The 16,790-nt window shown below is 35.5% G+C and carries 15 protein-coding genes, 1 tRNA gene and 1 riboswitch; of the genes, 1 reads left to right on the forward strand and 15 read right to left on the reverse strand.

The window, feature by feature from the left end; all coding sequences use genetic code 11:
- Window positions 1–137: 137 nt before the first annotated feature.
- The 7 genes from V6E76_RS02500 to V6E76_RS02530 form a co-directional block, all read right to left on the reverse strand.
- Window positions 138–1,118, reverse strand: a complete 981-nt coding sequence (locus V6E76_RS02500; protein ID WP_247348626.1) for a nuclease-related domain-containing protein — start codon at window positions 1,116–1,118, stop codon at window positions 138–140.
- Between the two features lie 114 nt (window positions 1,119–1,232).
- Window positions 1,233–2,051: a metallophosphoesterase gene (locus V6E76_RS02505; RefSeq protein WP_247348628.1), complete on the reverse strand. Its 819-nt coding sequence runs from the start codon at window positions 2,049–2,051 to the stop codon at window positions 1,233–1,235.
- Window positions 2,052–2,176: 125 nt separating this feature from the next.
- Window positions 2,177–2,377, reverse strand: coding sequence for a hypothetical protein (locus V6E76_RS02510; protein ID WP_026866075.1), 201 nt, complete (start codon window positions 2,375–2,377; stop codon window positions 2,177–2,179).
- 150 nt (window positions 2,378–2,527) lie between these two features.
- Window positions 2,528–3,205: a thiaminase II gene (gene tenA / locus V6E76_RS02515; RefSeq protein WP_247348630.1), complete on the reverse strand. Its 678-nt coding sequence runs from the start codon at window positions 3,203–3,205 to the stop codon at window positions 2,528–2,530.
- Between the two features lie 81 nt (window positions 3,206–3,286).
- A riboswitch (TPP riboswitch) is annotated at window positions 3,287–3,384 on the reverse strand.
- A 197-nt stretch (window positions 3,385–3,581) separates the two neighbouring features.
- Complete coding sequence (locus tag V6E76_RS02520; RefSeq protein ID WP_247348632.1) at window positions 3,582–4,103, reverse strand: hypothetical protein; 522 nt, start codon at window positions 4,101–4,103, stop codon at window positions 3,582–3,584.
- Window positions 4,104–4,210: 107 nt separating this feature from the next.
- A tRNA-Thr gene (locus V6E76_RS02525) sits at window positions 4,211–4,281 on the reverse strand.
- Between the two features lie 96 nt (window positions 4,282–4,377).
- On the reverse strand, window positions 4,378–5,556 hold the full coding sequence (locus tag V6E76_RS02530) for a benzoate/H(+) symporter BenE family transporter (protein WP_247348634.1): 1,179 nt from the start codon (window positions 5,554–5,556) through the stop codon (window positions 4,378–4,380).
- Between the two features lie 230 nt (window positions 5,557–5,786).
- Between V6E76_RS02530 and V6E76_RS02535 the strand changes: the two genes are divergently transcribed.
- The gene (locus tag V6E76_RS02535) at window positions 5,787–7,274 is read left to right on the forward strand and encodes an AcpB/EbpR/MafR family transcriptional regulator (RefSeq protein ID WP_247348636.1); all 1,488 of its coding nucleotides are present in this window, start codon (window positions 5,787–5,789) and stop codon (window positions 7,272–7,274) included.
- A 71-nt stretch (window positions 7,275–7,345) separates the two neighbouring features.
- On the opposite strand, the gene V6E76_RS02540 is transcribed toward V6E76_RS02535, so the two are convergent.
- From V6E76_RS02540 to V6E76_RS02575, 8 genes are all read right to left on the reverse strand, one after another.
- The gene (locus V6E76_RS02540) at window positions 7,346–8,473 is read right to left on the reverse strand and encodes a M20 family metallopeptidase (protein WP_247348639.1); all 1,128 of its coding nucleotides are present in this window, start codon (window positions 8,471–8,473) and stop codon (window positions 7,346–7,348) included.
- Between the two features lie 12 nt (window positions 8,474–8,485).
- The gene (locus V6E76_RS02545; protein ID WP_247348641.1) at window positions 8,486–9,883 is read right to left on the reverse strand and encodes an AbgT family transporter; all 1,398 of its coding nucleotides are present in this window, start codon (window positions 9,881–9,883) and stop codon (window positions 8,486–8,488) included.
- Window positions 9,884–9,981: 98 nt separating this feature from the next.
- Window positions 9,982–10,740: an SDR family oxidoreductase gene (locus tag V6E76_RS02550; RefSeq protein WP_247348642.1), complete on the reverse strand. Its 759-nt coding sequence runs from the start codon at window positions 10,738–10,740 to the stop codon at window positions 9,982–9,984.
- 71 nt (window positions 10,741–10,811) lie between these two features.
- A complete protein-coding gene (gene hisD / locus V6E76_RS02555) occupies window positions 10,812–12,089 on the reverse strand; it encodes a histidinol dehydrogenase (protein WP_247348644.1) in 1,278 nt (425 codons plus the stop codon).
- Window positions 12,090–12,109: 20 nt separating this feature from the next.
- Window positions 12,110–13,273 (reverse strand): iron-containing alcohol dehydrogenase, encoded by a 1,164-nt coding sequence (locus tag V6E76_RS02560; RefSeq protein WP_247348646.1) that lies wholly within the window; start codon window positions 13,271–13,273, stop codon window positions 12,110–12,112.
- An 11-nt stretch (window positions 13,274–13,284) separates the two neighbouring features.
- Window positions 13,285–14,781 (reverse strand): sodium:solute symporter family protein, encoded by a 1,497-nt coding sequence (locus V6E76_RS02565; RefSeq protein ID WP_247348648.1) that lies wholly within the window; start codon window positions 14,779–14,781, stop codon window positions 13,285–13,287.
- A gap of 114 nt (window positions 14,782–14,895) precedes the next feature.
- Window positions 14,896–15,321: a hypothetical protein gene (locus V6E76_RS02570; protein WP_247348651.1), complete on the reverse strand. Its 426-nt coding sequence runs from the start codon at window positions 15,319–15,321 to the stop codon at window positions 14,896–14,898.
- Window positions 15,314–16,750 (reverse strand): aldehyde dehydrogenase family protein, encoded by a 1,437-nt coding sequence (locus V6E76_RS02575; protein ID WP_247348653.1) that lies wholly within the window; start codon window positions 16,748–16,750, stop codon window positions 15,314–15,316. The genes V6E76_RS02570 and V6E76_RS02575 overlap by 8 nt, the downstream gene beginning before the upstream one ends.
- Between the last annotated feature and the right edge of the window lie 40 nt (window positions 16,751–16,790).

Genomic DNA, 16,790 nt, shown 5'->3' on the forward strand with positions numbered 1-16,790 from the left:
CGCATTTACTGGACAATGTCCTTTGACATCTACCCGATTAACGCATTTACTGGACAATGTCGTTTGACATCTACCCGATTAACGCCTTTTCTGGACAATGTCGTTTGACATCTACCGGATTCCTGCGTATAGTTCAATTATTCTTTTATATGCCTATCCTTGAATCTGCGACTATCTAATAAACTCTTATTTACTTGGTGAAATTCATCAAAGGATAGTTCGTAATATGAATTTTTAGCATTACCAATCTTAGTCCCGTATTTGTTTAGCATTCTATAAATTGTTCGCAAACTCACTTGGCCATCTAACAGATTATAAATATTACGCTTTGTAATCTTCTTGTCTCTAAACAATGCCTTATAATCACAACACGCTCTTAAAACTTGGGATTCTTTAGTTTCCAAATAGCCACACCTTACACATTTAAAATGAAAATGTCTGTCCTCCAATTCGAAACTATAACAATTCCCACAATATGCACCTTTTCTCAAACGCTCAAAAATCGCACTTCTATTGAAGAACGGATCTTCAACAATGTGACGTTCAATTAATTTCGCCACTGTCTCAGCCTGACTACTTGCGTACAAATTCTTAAAACCATAAAAATAATCTTTTAACTCTGAACGCATCACAACTAACTGACGTAACTTCTGATTGTCGGTACTTAACCTAAATTCCACATTCGGAAAAACTAACCGACTTTTGACCTCTATATCCAACCGACCATGAGACAATAATCTTATTAATTTCCCTTCCGCCCGCTTCACCTGCACCATCGCATCATCTGGAAGTCGCTTACCATTCACAGTCCACTCCTCATTTTCAAATCGATAAAGACCCGAAAAGTTTTTAATCTCATTCAATACTATTTCCTCATCGCTCAAAATCAAAGTGTCATACTGAGCGACACTATCCCCAATTTTCAAATAGATATCCCGAAATACCAGTACTGAACTATGCCCTACGTCATCAAAAATTCTATCGAAAAGTACTTCTCCTTCGTAACCTCGTTTTAAAGTTTTTAGTTTCCTAGCATCATTTGACGTCAAAATGGACCGACGTTCTAGTGCTAATAAATATAATAGTTCTCTACTCATTTTCCTCGTTGTTAAAATCATCTATTAACCTCCTATATATGCCTTCACCCTATATATAGGAATTTCACGTCACTTATATTTTTTTCGGACAAGTTAATAAATAAACTTAAAACAAAAAAAGACCCTAAGGTCTTTTTAAATTTCTATAATTTCTAAGGCATCGCGTATCTCATGAACAATATCTTTTGTCCGCCATTCTCTACGGTATCCAAGGCATGCACAAATATATTTAACGCCACCTTCAATAACTTGGTGTCGAAAGTGGATATGCCCCATAACGCTGTATTCAATATCATAGTCCTCATAAAATGTGTCAAAGTCTGACGTACCAATAAAGGCATTGTAGTAATCAAATAAGCGGTTTGGCATGGGAACTCTAAATGCTTTATGAGTTGCGACATGGGTCATTAAAATAATTTTTTTATCCTTTACCATTTCCAAATCATGTGCAGCTTTTTCTGCAAGTTTTAAAGAAACTTCCGGATCGCTTTTTCCCCAGTCTACACGTACTAAATCTTGCCATGTTCCACCGTAATAACTGCGTTCTTCTAGACGTGATTTAGAAAAGCGGTCACTTGCATAAGTATAGTCATACCAAGCAGCATTCATAACGATTGCCCAACCATTACCTAAATCTACAGGCTCGCCTTCTTTATAATACTTCGTGCTTTTGAAGAATTGATGAATCTCATTTGTCGTCTTATCATCTCCGGATTGATTCCAAAAGTCATGGTTGCCTGGTACAAAGTAAATCACAATGCCGGTCATTTGCTCCAGTGCCTGCATGAAACGATAAGACCGCATATGATCGTTCGAAATATCGCCCGCTATCAACAACACATCGAGTGATTGACGATTCACCTCATTTGACAAGGTTAAGGTAAAATCCTTCTGTTGTAGGTTTTCATCATTGTATCGATCAATATGCAAATCAGAAATCACACCAATTTTCATACTTCTTTTCGCTCCTATAATATGTCGAATTATATATATTATATATGATACCCTTACAAAATTTTAATAATTCGCATCAAGAAAAAAAGCCACCGGTTTTTACCGGCGGCCGATATTCAAATATTCTATTCACCTTCGTCATCTGATTCAGTATCTTCTGACTCTGTATCTTCTGATTCTGTGCCTTCAGTCTCTGTTTCAGTTCCTTCTGTACCAGATTCTTCTGTTTCTGTACCTTCCTCTGTACCTTCTTCTTCAGAACCGCCTCCGCATGCAGCAAGTGCCAATACGCCTACTAATGATGTAACAGTTAAGAGTTTCTTCATAATTAATTCCCTCTCCTTAAAGTAGTATAGGTTTTCAGACTGAATCGTGATGTTAGTCCTACCTTACCCCAAAGAAATTATGGAATACACATGTTTTACAGACCCTTAACATTTTAGAAAACTTATTATTATGAATAATTAATTTCCTAGTCATTTCTCGCCTTGTAAAACATCCCAATTAGATTTATTTTCACACATCTCCCAAAACATATACTCGTACTTACTTGTCTTCACCACAATTTCTTCTAAAACAAGCAGTTCGCGCTCAGGTTTACCCTCTGCTAGACGATTCATCAGCTTCATTGCAGTATTATTTAATGCAGTAAACTCTGTGTCTGAATACATATCCACCCATTCTTTATATGGATTATTCTCATGGTTATAATTATTCTTTAAGTGATTTCCTATAAAGTTATAAGACCATGCACAAGTCAATAAGCATGCAGCTACAACAGCTGCATCACCACGCTGTGCGTGATTCAACATGTATGAGGTATATGCTGTATTTTCACTAGCCGCCTCAGTTTCTAATAGCGCATCCTCTGAAATTCCAAATCGTTTTGAAAAACTTCTATGAAGCTCCATCTCGCCGAACAACGTACCATGTAACAACTCAGCAAATAAATTCATTGTATCTAAATCCGGTGCCTTCTCTGCACCAATCGCCATTAACCGTGCATATTCGACTAAATACACATAATCCTGTTTTAACCAATGCTGAAACTTATCAATTTCAAGAGATCCATCCCCCAAGCCCATCACAAAAGGATGATTTAAATACGACTTCCAAATTCCTTCTACACGTGTCCATAATCGATCTGTAAACATATCGATTCCTCCTTTTGACTAAACAAGATAAAAACCCGAACCTTATGAGAGGTCCGGGCCTATAAATACCATGTTGCCAAAGTTTATCGACACAGACTTCCCTAACGCAGGTCCTAACCTACAGGTTCAAAGGGTCGAATTTCATCTCTCAGCACATCAGTGCACCCCTAGTCTTATTATTTGATTTAAGGATGGTCTTAAAGGCAAAACTTTGCATCCAGAAGTTTTTGAGGAAAATCCTCCATCAAAAGAGATAATAATCACTATGATTTCCATCATTCGTGTCCGTATTCTTAAATCGTAAAAGATAAGTAAGTCGTAAAAAGTAATCCATCAATTTTTCGATTAGGAATCGGTCTCTTTTTACCAATAAAACTTATATCGTCTTCAAAGTGACTTCAATCGTTTCGCTACTGTTAAATTTATCAATTAGCATGGATTTCTTATGCACACTTTTCTCTAGTGATTCTAGGTAATCTCTAACTGCGTCCTCATTAACAATACCTTCTTCAACAATACCGACACCAGAAATCGTCTTTACACGTTCTCTGCCGTAACCAAAGTTTATATTTGATGAAATATTATTGATGATATCACGTTCAATCTTCAATGATTCCAAAGTCGCTGATGCTGTCATTACATGGCCATCCACTGATAATTCGCCTGTTGTATTTTTCAAATGGATTGCTGTTTTCAAAGTGATTAAGTCTGTCTTTAAATCCTTAATTTTCTCTAAGGTCTCATTTACTTTAACGACCTTATCATCGTTATCAATCTTCTCATTATTCACCGCGATCGGCACCCGAAATTCTGTACTGAACTTCTCGTATTCTTTAGTAATTTGATTTCTTAAATTGCTTACATTAAATATGGCTTCTTGTAAAGTGAGCGTTGTCATATTAACCTCCATTGTCCATGCTTAGTTATTAGACTACCCATAAGCTAGAAGTAATGCAAATAAGTAACCATAAAAAAGACCAACTCAATTTTGAGTTGGTATAAGACAGCCGACAACGAGAATCGAACTCGTATTGCAGCCTTACCATGGCTGTGTTCTACCATTAAACTATGTCGGCAAATATTCAATACATTTTACTATAGTATAAACAAATCAATATTTCCAGTCTTTTTGATTAACAACATACACTATATTGAATGATTTGAATCAAATTTTAGTCCTCAATGAATTTCGCAACCAATGTGCCAATTAACATCGCCCATATGGGTGCACTAATATAAAAATAAGTCACTCCAGACGCTGCGATAATAAATGTAAAAATAACGCTCATCGTATATTTCGGATTTGAGAAACTACGTCTTAAGGTTGAAGCAAATACACCGATTAAGACAAAGCCGGTTAAAATCGCCATTAATGACGCCGGTAAATCAAACATTAATGGTACGAGTGCCCAGGCAAATATCGCAAATATAATCATAATGATGCTAGAAATGACTGAAGCGACATAGCGAGTCGACTTTTCACCAGACGCATGGTCCGATGCAATCGTTGTCATCATGCCCCCGACATTTGCAGATTGACCTCCAAAAATTGTTGCCCCGAGTGAAGCAATTCCACTTACTGTTAATATGTTATTAATGGGTACCTTATAGCCATTGCTCTCCAGAGCCCCGATTGCAGGTGTTGCATCATTTGATAATATTAACAAGGTTAACGGTAATGTGATTGATATGATTGCTGAAATAGAGAACTCTGGTGTCGTAAAGGTCGGCGCTACAGGTGTCGTACCTATTGCCGAAAAATCAAAGTTGTTTAAAACAAAATACATAATAACAGCTGTAAATACACCAGCCAGCATTGGTGGAATTCTTAAATCCCATTTACGGAAAATAAAAAACGCGACAATTGCAGTTATTCCAATGATTGGCATATCGACTGTAGCAGGAATAAGACCGAATACATATGACGAGATAATCCCCGCCAACATCGCAGCAATAATCTCCCTCGGAATCCAACTCATTACCTTTTTAAATATCCCAGACAGACCAAACGCCATTATTATAAGTGCCGTAATAATATAGCTCCCGACAAGTTCTTCAAAAGTAAAATACGGTGTCACTGTAACTAAAAATGCAACACCGGTTAAAGAATGTGCCCCGACTATTGGCATGCGGTAATATATAGACATAATCATACCGAGTAAGGCACCAAAAAAATGTACGCCATAGAACCAAGTAATCGTTTGCTCATGACTAAACATCCCGGCATTTGCTGCCTCAATAACCATGACAGGCGGACCGATAATACCTAACATCCCTGTCATCAAACCACCCGATATATTGTCTCGGTTTATATCATTTAGAAAAGCCGATTTATGTATTGTATATTTCATAAGAAAGACTCCTGTCTGTTAATACCATAATGCTAACACTACTACATGTTTTGTCTAGATACATTAAAAATTTGAATATAATCTAATTTATATTATATAACTGTATTAACTTACGTATGTATAATAAAAATTATTAAATTTCCATTTTTCTCATAAAATAGACAAAAATATAATTACTCAATTTGTTAAAATATAAAAATGAGTTTACGAGATTTATTGGAGGTTAAATTATGATTGATTTATTATCGCATTCTATGAAAAGAAAATTTGAATTACTTCATCTATTGGAAAGTTCTGATGAGTACGTTCATATACAGACAATTGCTTGGGAGCTAGATTGCTCTATAAGAACAGCTCAAGAAGAGATTGATGAGCTAATAGATTCGGAGTTAAAAGACTGCTTTACAATAGAAAATCGTGGCAAAGAATTTATGCTGATTTTTAACCCAGGCATCACAATAGATATCATTACACAATATGTCATGAAAGAAAGTATTCATTTCCAAATTATTGAACGCACGTTATATGATGATAATTTAACTGTAGAAGCTTTAGCTCAAGACCTTCACATCTCTATACCGACGATTTATCGACATATCAACACAATAAATGAGTCCTTACAAAAACATGCTGATATATCGTTCACCTCCAGCCCATGTCGCCTTCATAGTGATGAAAGCAACATTAGAAGCTTCTATATTCAGTACTTTTCAGAACGATATCCGGTTGAAAAATGGCCTTTTAAAGATATTGATGAAGAGAGTTTAAACCAATTTTTAGAAATGTTTGAACCATCATTTTCAGAGAAACTGAACTTCTCTTCTATGAGAGAGATCAAAATCGCTATTGCGATTTCTTATATCAGATATAAAAATGAGAATTATGCAGAAAACAAACATTCTTTTTTTGGTGACTTTTACCGAAAAATAGATAATAAAGAGAGAGTGGATGAACTTCATACAAAAATGTTTGGTTATCCATTTGATATCGACATGTCAGAAGACATAGCGAGTTATTTCTTAACTAAACACCATTACCAAAGCTATCAAGATTTAATACAAGCTGCCAACACCTACGATTATGTTGGTAAATCTGTACTTCAATTAACGAGTGTTATCAATAAATTGGCAGATAAATACAAAATGCCAATAGACAACTTTGAAACCCTAGTGTTAGATATGCATAATGCAGCCCAAAAAGGGGTGCGTTCACTCAAAGCCAGACAGATTTTATCTACTCAGAAATCAATGTTTGTCAGCACATTTCAATCAATCGCTCCTAATATGTATGAAGATATTGAGAATTCGCTGAAGCAATACAATAAAATTATGAGCCTTAATCTTTCTGACACAGTTCTACACCATTTGATGTATATATTAATTACACATTGGAATGACTTGTTACTGAATATCTATACTCATATGAAACAACCGGTAGTGAAACTTGTCAGTGCCAATGATCAGTACCATGCAAAAATTATCCAACAAAAACTTAAGTTTGATTTTGACAGACAAATTGACGTCGATATTGTTGATCAGTATTTGTTGAAGGATATCTTAGAGTCAGATGAAGCAGACATTATCGTGACGAACTTTTCAATTCAACAACCTGTAGATAAGCATGTCATTGCAGTGAGTGACTTACCTACAGCAAAAGATATGCAAGTGATCACAAAGGCGATTTATGAAGTTCAGCATGAATCGACGAAGTATTTGTAGGGAAAACAAATAACCAGCTGCAGATTTAACACGCAGCTGGTTATTTTTCATGAATCCTTCACATTGTAAATCTATAAAGTAACTAGCAACTTACTAAGTAATGCTGCTCTATTCGGGACTTCACTTGCGATAATATGCTCATTCTTCGCATGAATACCTTCACCGACTGCACCTAGTCCATCGAGTGTGGGTATCCCCAGATTGGCCGTGAAGTTACCATCACTCCCACCACCGACATAGGCTTGTTTTAATTCACCTAAATCTAGATCTTCAGCAACATCTTGGGCAATTTCAAATAACTCTTCTGTTTTCTCATTTTTATTCATTGGTGGTCTATTAATACCACCAGTCACTTTAAGTTTTATACCTTCTTCATACGGTTGTATGTTTTTAATATATCGATCTATTCTTAATTGCTCTTCTTCATTTTTCACCCTGACATTCACTCCAAATTTTGCAAAGTCAGGTACTACATTTAACTTCCCACCACCTTTAATTGAACCTACATTAATTGTCGTACCAATTTTATAATCTGTTAGGTTTTCTAAATCAACAATATGTCTAGCCGCTTCTTTAATTGCATTGATTCCATCTTGATGATTATTACCAGAATGCGCCTTTCTACCTCTAACCTCTACATAATATCTAGACGAACCTTTACGTCCTGTTTTCAAGGCTCCGGTATCAGCAACAGGAGGTTCTGTAACAAGTACATAATCACTATCCACTGCCGCTGCTTCAATAATTTTCTTAGAAGAAGGACTACCAATCTCTTCGTCACTTGTACACAAGAATACAATCTTATTATCAGTGTCTAAGCCCAAGTCTTTGATTGCTTTAATTGCCCAAATTGCTTGAACTAAGCCACCTTTCATATCAAGTATCCCTGGTCCATACAATTTATCTCCTTCAATTTTTACCTGTAAATCCCCTTCATCCCACACTGTGTCAAAGTGAGATAATATCAGTACTGTACTATCTCCTTCACCATATTCAAATCTAAGATGATTTCCATAATCATCGTTTTCAATGACTGCAGCAGTGTATCCAAAATATCTATTGAACAATTTTTGAATTCTATCTGCACATAAATCAACCAAATCCGCATCATTAGATGGTGAGTCTCTTTCCACAATATACCTAATGTCACTAATAATATGCTCTTGATTGTCTTCCATGTATTTTAAGACTTTATCCATTTAATTACCCCTTTAGAATGGTCCATAGTTCACTAATACTGCAACTGCAACTGTTATGACACCTACTACTGTCCACATCAACACCAGTGGCCAAACAAATTTAAACCAACTCACAAATGAAACTTTACCGACTGCTAATACTGCCATCAGGACTCCAGATGTTGGTGTAATAATGTTTGTGATTCCATCACCTAATTTGAAAGCAATAACACCCGTTTGACGTGTAATATCTAACATATCTACAAGCGGTACTATGAACGGCATTACAATTGCTGCTTGCCCTGTACCTGATGTAATTATCAAGTTAAATAAGAAGTTGAAGAAGAATAATGTGATTGCACCGAGCATTGGTGGTAGAGTATTCAATGGCTCGAACGCGTAGTTAACGATTGTATCTAGGACTGCCCCTTCTTCTAAAACAAGTACAATCGAACGCGCTAAACCAATAACTAAAGCACCATATACCATGCCTTGGGCACCTTTGATGAACACACTAACGAATTCATTTGGGTTAATCTTCGCTATTACAGCTACAACGATTGCTGCAAGTAAGAAGATTGCTGCAAGTTCGTTAACAGTCCATTCAAACTGGAACACACCGTATAGGAAAACGCCAAGGAATGCGAAGAATACAACTAAAACAAGCTTGTGTCTGTTGGTAAACTTACCAATCTTAGGACTAGAATCCTCTAACTCATCCACATCTTCAAACTCAGTCATTTTTTTAGATGGATCTTTGGATATCTTTCTAACGTATAAACATATGTAGACGATTGTAATTAATAGTAGGACCACAAAAGCTGAGAACCTTAGCCAAGCACCAGAGAATAACGGTAATTCCGCTATGCTTTGAGCTAAACCAGTAATAACAGGGTCAAATGTTCCCGTTGCTACCCCAGTGTATTGCCCAAGATACACCATTGCCACACCAACAAGAGGATCTAGATTTAAACCTTTAGCTAAGATAATTCCGATTGGAATAAAAGCAATAATTGCGTTACCACTGATACCTGCCATATCCATGAAAGCAAAAATCAAGATGAATAGAATAACTAACGGATACTTCCGACCATTAGTCTTTTCAATTAAAGAGTTGATACCAGAATTGATAGCTCCAGTGTGTTCTAGAACAGCAACCACCCCACCAATAATGAGTACCATGAAAATTAAATCCGCACTTTCTATTAAACCATTTTGTATAGCTAAGAAAATGTCGAGCACGCTGACAGGACTCTGTTCACTCGCTTGATAAGTTCCCTCAATAACAATCTCTCGACCGTCCATCTCTTCACGATCAAACTGACCAGATGGTACTAGATAAGTCGCAATCGATGCGATGATTAAAATCCCGAAAATGATGACAAACGCATCAGGTACACCAAATCGTTGTTTCTTTTTACCTTCTCCCATATTCACCCTCCATTTTCTGAAAATTATGATATAAAGATATCGTAGCATAACAATTGAAGAAAATATTGTGATTTTAAACTCTCAGTTAAATTGTTGGTTTACATAACAGTCCAACCCGCATCAATTTTAATTGTTTCGCCTGTCACATACTTAGATAGATCTGAAGACAAATATAAGACTCCACCTACTATGTCTGATGGTTTAGGTAAATCATCAAACAATATTCTACGGTAAACATCTTTCTTAAACGCTTCGTCTTCAAACATATTTTCAGTAAGTTTTGTTTCTACAAAAGTTGGAGCAATTGCATTTACATTAATATTATACTTAGCCCATTCTACTGCTAATGCCTTTGTTAGCTGTAAGACTCCACCTTTACTTGATCCGTATGCAGCTCGTTTAACATATCCTATAAAGGACATCTGAGAAGCCAAATTTATGATTTTCCCTCCGCCGTTTTCTTTCATTATTTCGCCTACTGCTTGAGACATGAAGAACATCGCTTTCAAGTTAGTGTCTAATACTTTATCCCAATCTTCCTCAGTCACATCAAAAGCATCTTTGGTAATATTGATTCCAGCACTATTTATTAATACATCTATTTTGTTATATTTAGTATAAATATTTTCAACTTTATTTCTCATTTCTTCTATATTACTAATATCTAATTGGATAATTGAACTTTCTTCACCGTTTTTATCTAACAGTGATTTTGTTTTTTCTAAACTGTCCATATTTCTACCTATTGCGATCACTTTAGAACCCAACTTTGAGAATTCCAATGCTATTTCCCTACCAATACCACTATTACCACCAGTAACAACAACAACTTTCCCTTCCATTTCCGAGAAATACACATTTATCTCCTCACTTTAAAATATAAAAATACAGGCTATTGAAATACAGTATTTCAATAGCCTAGTTAATATTATTTATTTCCATATTTCCTTACGCGTAATAGACCTTGCTCTGCATGACCTGCAAAGTTTTCTAACTGACAAAGTCGTGCAGCATACTCTCCTATTTTAACGCTCTTCTCATCAGAAGTTATTCTTTGATAAGTAACATTCTTAATAAATTTACCTACCCATAATCCACCAGTGTATTTAGCAGCTTGTTTTGTTGGTAGAGTGTGATTAGTTCCAATTGCTTTATCTCCATATGCGACATTTGTTCTTGGACCAACAAATAATGCTCCATAATTGGTCATGTTTTCTAAGAAGAAGTCCTCATCTTTGGTTAAAATTTCTACATGTTCATAAGCTAAATCATCAGCTACTGCTAATGCTTCCTCATTGTTTTCTACTAAGATGATTTGTCCGTATTCTTCCCAAGATTGTCTAGCAATTTCTCCAGTAGGTAAAATATCAAGTTGTCTAACAATTTCTTCAACAGTTAAATCAGCAATTTTCTTGGATGTTGTAATGAGTACTCCTGGTGAAGTTGGTCCATGCTCCATTTGACCAATTAAGTCTGTTGCGATCATCTCAGGATCACTTGTTTCATCGGCAATTACCATTACTTCAGTTGGACCGGCTAACAAATCTATTCCTACTTTACCAAATAATTGTCTTTTTGCTTCAGCAACAAAAGCATTACCAGGTCCAACTATCATATCTACACTTTCTATTGTATCTGTACCAATAGCCATTGCACCCATTGCTTGAATGCCACCTAGAATATATATCTCATCTGCTCCTGCCTGATGCATAGCATAAACTGTTTCTTTTGGAATCTCTCCATTAATTGGTGGCGTACATGCTATTACTCGTTCTACTCCAGCAACTTTTGCTGTTAACACACTCATATGCGCACTAGCAACCATTGGGTATCGACCACCTGGAATATAGCAACCCACACTATTGACCGGGATATTTTTATGTCCCAGTATGATACCGGGTTCCATCTCTACTTCAATGTCACTTAAAGAATCCTTTTGTGCCTTAGCAAACTTTTTAATATTTGCTTGAGCAAATGCAATATCAGATTTTGTTTGTTCATCAATTTGATCTATGACTTCCTGTATTTGTTCATCACTTAATTTGAAATTTTCAGGTGACCATTTATCGAATTTCTCAGAGAGTTCCCTTACTGCTTTATCCCCTTCTTTTTCGATATTTTTCAGTGTTTCACTAACAATAGCAGATACTTTCTCATCTGCACTTTTTATGTCCGCAGCTGATTTTCCTTGTTTTAATATTTCCATTTTAATTTCCCCTTTATATGTTATTTACTTCTTCCATTAAGTGCATTTTCATATATAGTTCGAATCTCATTCTCTTTTAGTTCAAGTGGGCTACGCACTAAAAGTCGAGTCTGTTTTAATGCATTTTCTGTGAGTAAATCAATATCATCATTAGAAATATCATAGAATTGTAGATTTTTAGGAAGACCAACTTCACCTACAAGATCAAAAATTTTGTCCGTAATCTCTTTTGAAATTTCCATGTTGTTTTTACCAGAAGTTTTAATAGAAAATATTGAAGCTAAGTTTGCTAGTTTATTACTACATGCCTTGATAATTTCATCGTAAACATATGGTAATAAGACAGCATTCGATTCACCATGTGGAATTTTGAAGTTTCCACCTAATGGATAGGCTAAAGCATGTACTCCTGCCACCCCTGCATTGTAGAAACTCATACCAGCCATTAAACTACCTAAAGACAATTCATCTTTAGCATCATAATTAGTTTTATCCCACACTGCTTCTCGTACATTTCCGTATATTTTTTCTATCGCACCAAATGCTAGATTGTCAGTGAGTGGTGTAGAATCGACTGAAGTATAAGCTTCTATAGCATGAGTCAATGCATCAATACCACTTGCCGCAGCAACTTTTGGCGGCAATGAGTACGTGTAAAATGAATCAACTATAGCATAATCTGCAATCATCAAAGGATTAGTTATTGCATCTTTACTATCACCGGTTGAGAATACAGCTATATCTGTCACTTCTGCACCTGTTCCAGAAGTCGAGGGCATAAGAATATTTGTAATTTTATTTGATTCTAATATCATATCCCCTGTCAAATTTAAGTAATTTTCTATATTACCGGACTGAGGTGCAACTAATGAAGCTGCTTTTGCTAAGTCAATTGTGCTACCTCCCCCTAGTCCAATAATTAGATCCGGGTCTGCATCTCTTACTTCTTGAATAACTTCGTTCCCTTTTTCTACTGTGGGTTCAGCCATTACATTTGTCGAAATTACAAATTCTATATTACATCTTTTGATTATAGAAGTTACTTCGTCTATAGCCTTTATTTCTTCTAATATTGGATCACATAATAAAAATACTTTCTTGATATCATTTTCTTCTAGAATATTACTTATCTCATTTGTTGATCCATAACCATGATATATATATTTTGGCGAAATCAATTTCATTTCAACATCTCCTATTTATTCTCAATTATTTCCGTTAGATTATCTTCATTTTTCTTAGTTGTAACTAACACTGAAATTACCATAGTTACCATTGAAATAATGACACCTAATCCAGCTGCTGCAAAAGGGTTTGAGATATCAAAACCAAACGGTAGGTATAATACCCAATAAGCTACGGTACCAACAATAAGTGAAATGATTGCAGAAGCTTTATTCGCTCTCTTCCACAATGACCCAATTACCAATGGACCTGCTGTAGAAGAAACAATACCTCCTATACCAATCCACATGAATATTGATAAGTATTGAGGTGGATTTATTGCAACAACTGCTGCAATAATCAATACTATTGGAGTTCCAATACGACTAATATTTAATTCAATTTTTTCTGCTTTTTCTTCAGACATTTTTAGTTTTGGCACTATAGAAAGTCTGAATAAGTCATTTGCAACTAATTGAGTCAGGGAAACAACCAATCCATCTGAAGTTGACATCACTGCTGATAAAACTGCAATCGCTAGGAATGCTGCGATAAATGGTGGGAATAATTCTGTGAATAATGTCGGTATTACTGCATCTGGTCTAATATCGATATCCCCAGGCAACACTGCAATCGCTAACATACCACCTACCCCCATTAACGGTAGTATTGTTGCAAATACTGTAGTCCACATTAATAGTTTCTTCAAATCACGACTTGATTTAACAGCCATAAACTTATTACCTAAATGAGGTTGTATAGCAAATGGTAGATGAGCAATGAAAAGCAATAGTACTAACCAAAGAGAGCCATATGTCTCATCACCAGGTATAAACAATTTACCAAAGTGCCCTTCAGGCCTTCTTTCTTTAATTGTCTCTATCATTTCACCAAATCCACCACCGGTACCAAAAGCAGTTACGAAACAGACAACAACAACGACCGCAATTATTACCATTAATAGCCCCTGTACAGCATCAGTTAAAATATCAGAGTGAGAACCTCCCATAAATACATAAGCCCCAATAACAACTATAGTTATTAAAAGTCCTACTCTGTAGTCTACCCCCATCATAATTTGGAACATCGTTGCAGCCGCTACCAATTGTGAAATCACATAAAATATCAAAAGAGCAGAGATAACTGCTAAAGTAATTCTGAGGAAATTACTATTGTAACGATTCCCTATAAATTCTGGTATTGTTCTGGTTCCTAATTTGTCTCCAAATTTTTTAATAGCTTTTGCAAAAAATAACATTCCAAAAACAGTCGCTACTGGATAAAGTAATGGATACCATAATGATGGTGCTCCAAGGTCAAAAGCTAATCCAGGCATACCCATGAATGTAGATCCACTTGATATCCCAGCTGCAATTACAAGTGCAATTGTGATCGGACCATAACTTGATCGAGCAGTTGCAAAATCATCATTATTATGAGTTTTTCTCATCCCCATTATCCCGAAATACACCATCATTCCTACAAATACAACCAGAAATACCCATGACCAAAATACTACGCTACCCATCTACTCATCCCCCTCTTTCACATCAAGTAATGGTGTCTTAAAAATAATGAGATACATAGTTATCCAAGTAACTACATTTACGGCCAAAATAATGTATAGAAATGTCATATGAATCTATCCCCTTTTTAAAAGTTCATATATTTTATTCTTTCTTGATATTTTCTTTTTCATCCCTGTTTTTTCTTCCACTAAGTATATTTTTTTATCAGATTCCTCAATAATGTAAGGCAAATACACAATATACTCAGTTACTTTTTCCACTTCTGGATAACTCCAACTTTTCTTTTGATGCATATAATAGTTTTTCAACATATTCCAGCCATAATTATCAATGTTGTAGTCTAATTGAACAGGTAATGTGATATCGTATTTCTCGTAAATATACTCCCTCAAATTTTCATCACTAAATGAGGTAGAGCTTTCAATTAAATCTGTGGCTAAGAAATGCGTTAATCCCTTTTTCTTCATTAGTGGTAGAGGTTGATATTTCACTCTCCACTCAGAAACCAATATAGGTAAATTAAATTTTTTACTATTCATACTTCAGACTCACCATTTTCAATTGAGACATTTCTTTAATAGCGTATTTTATGCCCTCTGTACCATATCCTGAGTCTCTCCTGCCGTTATAAGGCATGTGATCATATCTCAAGGTCGGAACATCGTTTACTAAAACTTGACCGTAATCAAGGTTGTTAGACAGTCTAAGTGCTTCGGATAAATCGGAAGTGTAAACACCTACGTTCAGCCCAAATTGACTACCATTCAAGATATCAGTAATATTTTTTCGATCCACTTTTTCAATTACAACTACAGGTCCAAATATTTCCTGACTGCATATTTTCATTTCATCAGAAGTATTCGTAATAACTGTCGGCTCAATTGATCCTTCTATTGGTTTACCACCTGTCAAAACATTTGCCCCAGCTTCTTTCGCCTCGTTGATCCAACTTAAGATTCTTTCTTGGGATTGTTGATCAATTAAATTTGAATAATCAGTATCATATTTAGTAATAGCTCCAAATTTCAATAACTTCGTCTTATCTACTATTTTCTCTAGGAGACTTTCATAAATGTTAGCTTCTACGTATACTTTTTGAGTACTAATACAAACTTGTCCATTATAGCTAAATGCTCCGTTGACAATCTGCTCTGCAATTTCGTTTAGTTTTTCTGGATCATTATTCTTTGAAACATATACTGGAGAAGTACTACCTAGTTCTAATGTTAATTTCCTAAGACCAACCTTATTTTTAATTAATTTCCCAACTCTTACACTACCTGTGAATGAAAGTTTCTTCACCTGGTCAAAAGTGAGTAAAATATCTGTTACATTTGCTCCATCACCGGTCACAACCTGAACAAGATCCTCAGGTAGCCCTGCTTTTTCTAACAGGAATTTCAAAAAGTATGCTGAAAATGGTGTCTTCTCCGAAGGTTTGACTATTATAGAGTTTCCAGCAGCTAGTGCTGGACCTACCTTATGAATGACAAGGTTTAGTGGAAAATTAAATGGTGTCATTGCATAAACTACACCAAGAGGTTCAAGTTTTGTAAATGCTTCTCTCCCACTTCCGTTAGCAGCTACATCTAGGTTGATCAATTCACCTTCTAGCTTCGATGCTTCTATACCTGATAATTTAAGAGTTTGAATAGAACGGTCTACTTCCTGCTCTGCGAATTTTATAGGCTTTTTTGCTTCAAAACATATAATTTCAGCCATTTCATTTCTATAGTCTTTTAACAATCTTGAAGCTTCTAATAGAATTTCTGAGCGATCATATAAGGTAGCCTCTTTATACTTTTCAAAAGCTTTTTGTGATCTTGTAACTACATCACCAAGTGCAACCTCATCAAAATCATAAATATTTAAATCATTTAATGTTTCATGATAGCTGTATGGGTACGTATTCAATTTATAGTTATCCGCTTTCTTCAACTCACCTATTAAAATGTTTTTATAATCCATTTCTCCACCCCTTTATTCATTCAATCCTTTTGAATACGTA

Source organism: Jeotgalicoccus huakuii, from assembly GCF_036665975.1.
Taxonomy (GTDB): Bacteria; Bacillota; Bacilli; order Staphylococcales; family Salinicoccaceae; genus Jeotgalicoccus; species Jeotgalicoccus marinus.

What these genes read in the sequence shown, in the direction of transcription:
- V6E76_RS02500 (WP_247348626.1), bottom strand. Translation starts at nt 1,118, where the DNA reads ATGATTTTAACAACGAGGAAAATGAGTAGAGAACTATTATATTTATTA.
- V6E76_RS02505 (WP_247348628.1), bottom strand. Translation starts at nt 2,051, where the DNA reads ATGAAAATTGGTGTGATTTCTGATTTGCATATTGATCGATACAATGAT.
- V6E76_RS02510 (WP_026866075.1), bottom strand. Translation starts at nt 2,377, where the DNA reads ATGAAGAAACTCTTAACTGTTACATCATTAGTAGGCGTATTGGCACTT.
- tenA (WP_247348630.1), bottom strand. Translation starts at nt 3,205, where the DNA reads ATGTTTACAGATCGATTATGGACACGTGTAGAAGGAATTTGGAAGTCG.
- V6E76_RS02520 (WP_247348632.1), bottom strand. Translation starts at nt 4,103, where the DNA reads ATGACAACGCTCACTTTACAAGAAGCCATATTTAATGTAAGCAATTTA.
- V6E76_RS02530 (WP_247348634.1), bottom strand. Translation starts at nt 5,556, where the DNA reads ATGAAATATACAATACATAAATCGGCTTTTCTAAATGATATAAACCGA.
- V6E76_RS02535 (WP_247348636.1), top strand. Translation starts at nt 5,787, where the DNA reads ATGATTGATTTATTATCGCATTCTATGAAAAGAAAATTTGAATTACTT.
- V6E76_RS02540 (WP_247348639.1), bottom strand. Translation starts at nt 8,473, where the DNA reads ATGGATAAAGTCTTAAAATACATGGAAGACAATCAAGAGCATATTATT.
- V6E76_RS02545 (WP_247348641.1), bottom strand. Translation starts at nt 9,883, where the DNA reads ATGGGAGAAGGTAAAAAGAAACAACGATTTGGTGTACCTGATGCGTTT.
- hisD (WP_247348644.1), bottom strand. Translation starts at nt 12,089, where the DNA reads ATGGAAATATTAAAACAAGGAAAATCAGCTGCGGACATAAAAAGTGCA.
- V6E76_RS02560 (WP_247348646.1), bottom strand. Translation starts at nt 13,273, where the DNA reads ATGAAATTGATTTCGCCAAAATATATATATCATGGTTATGGATCAACA.
- V6E76_RS02565 (WP_247348648.1), bottom strand. Translation starts at nt 14,781, where the DNA reads ATGGGTAGCGTAGTATTTTGGTCATGGGTATTTCTGGTTGTATTTGTA.
- V6E76_RS02570 (WP_247348651.1), bottom strand. Translation starts at nt 15,321, where the DNA reads ATGAATAGTAAAAAATTTAATTTACCTATATTGGTTTCTGAGTGGAGA.
- V6E76_RS02575 (WP_247348653.1), bottom strand. Translation starts at nt 16,750, where the DNA reads ATGGATTATAAAAACATTTTAATAGGTGAGTTGAAGAAAGCGGATAAC.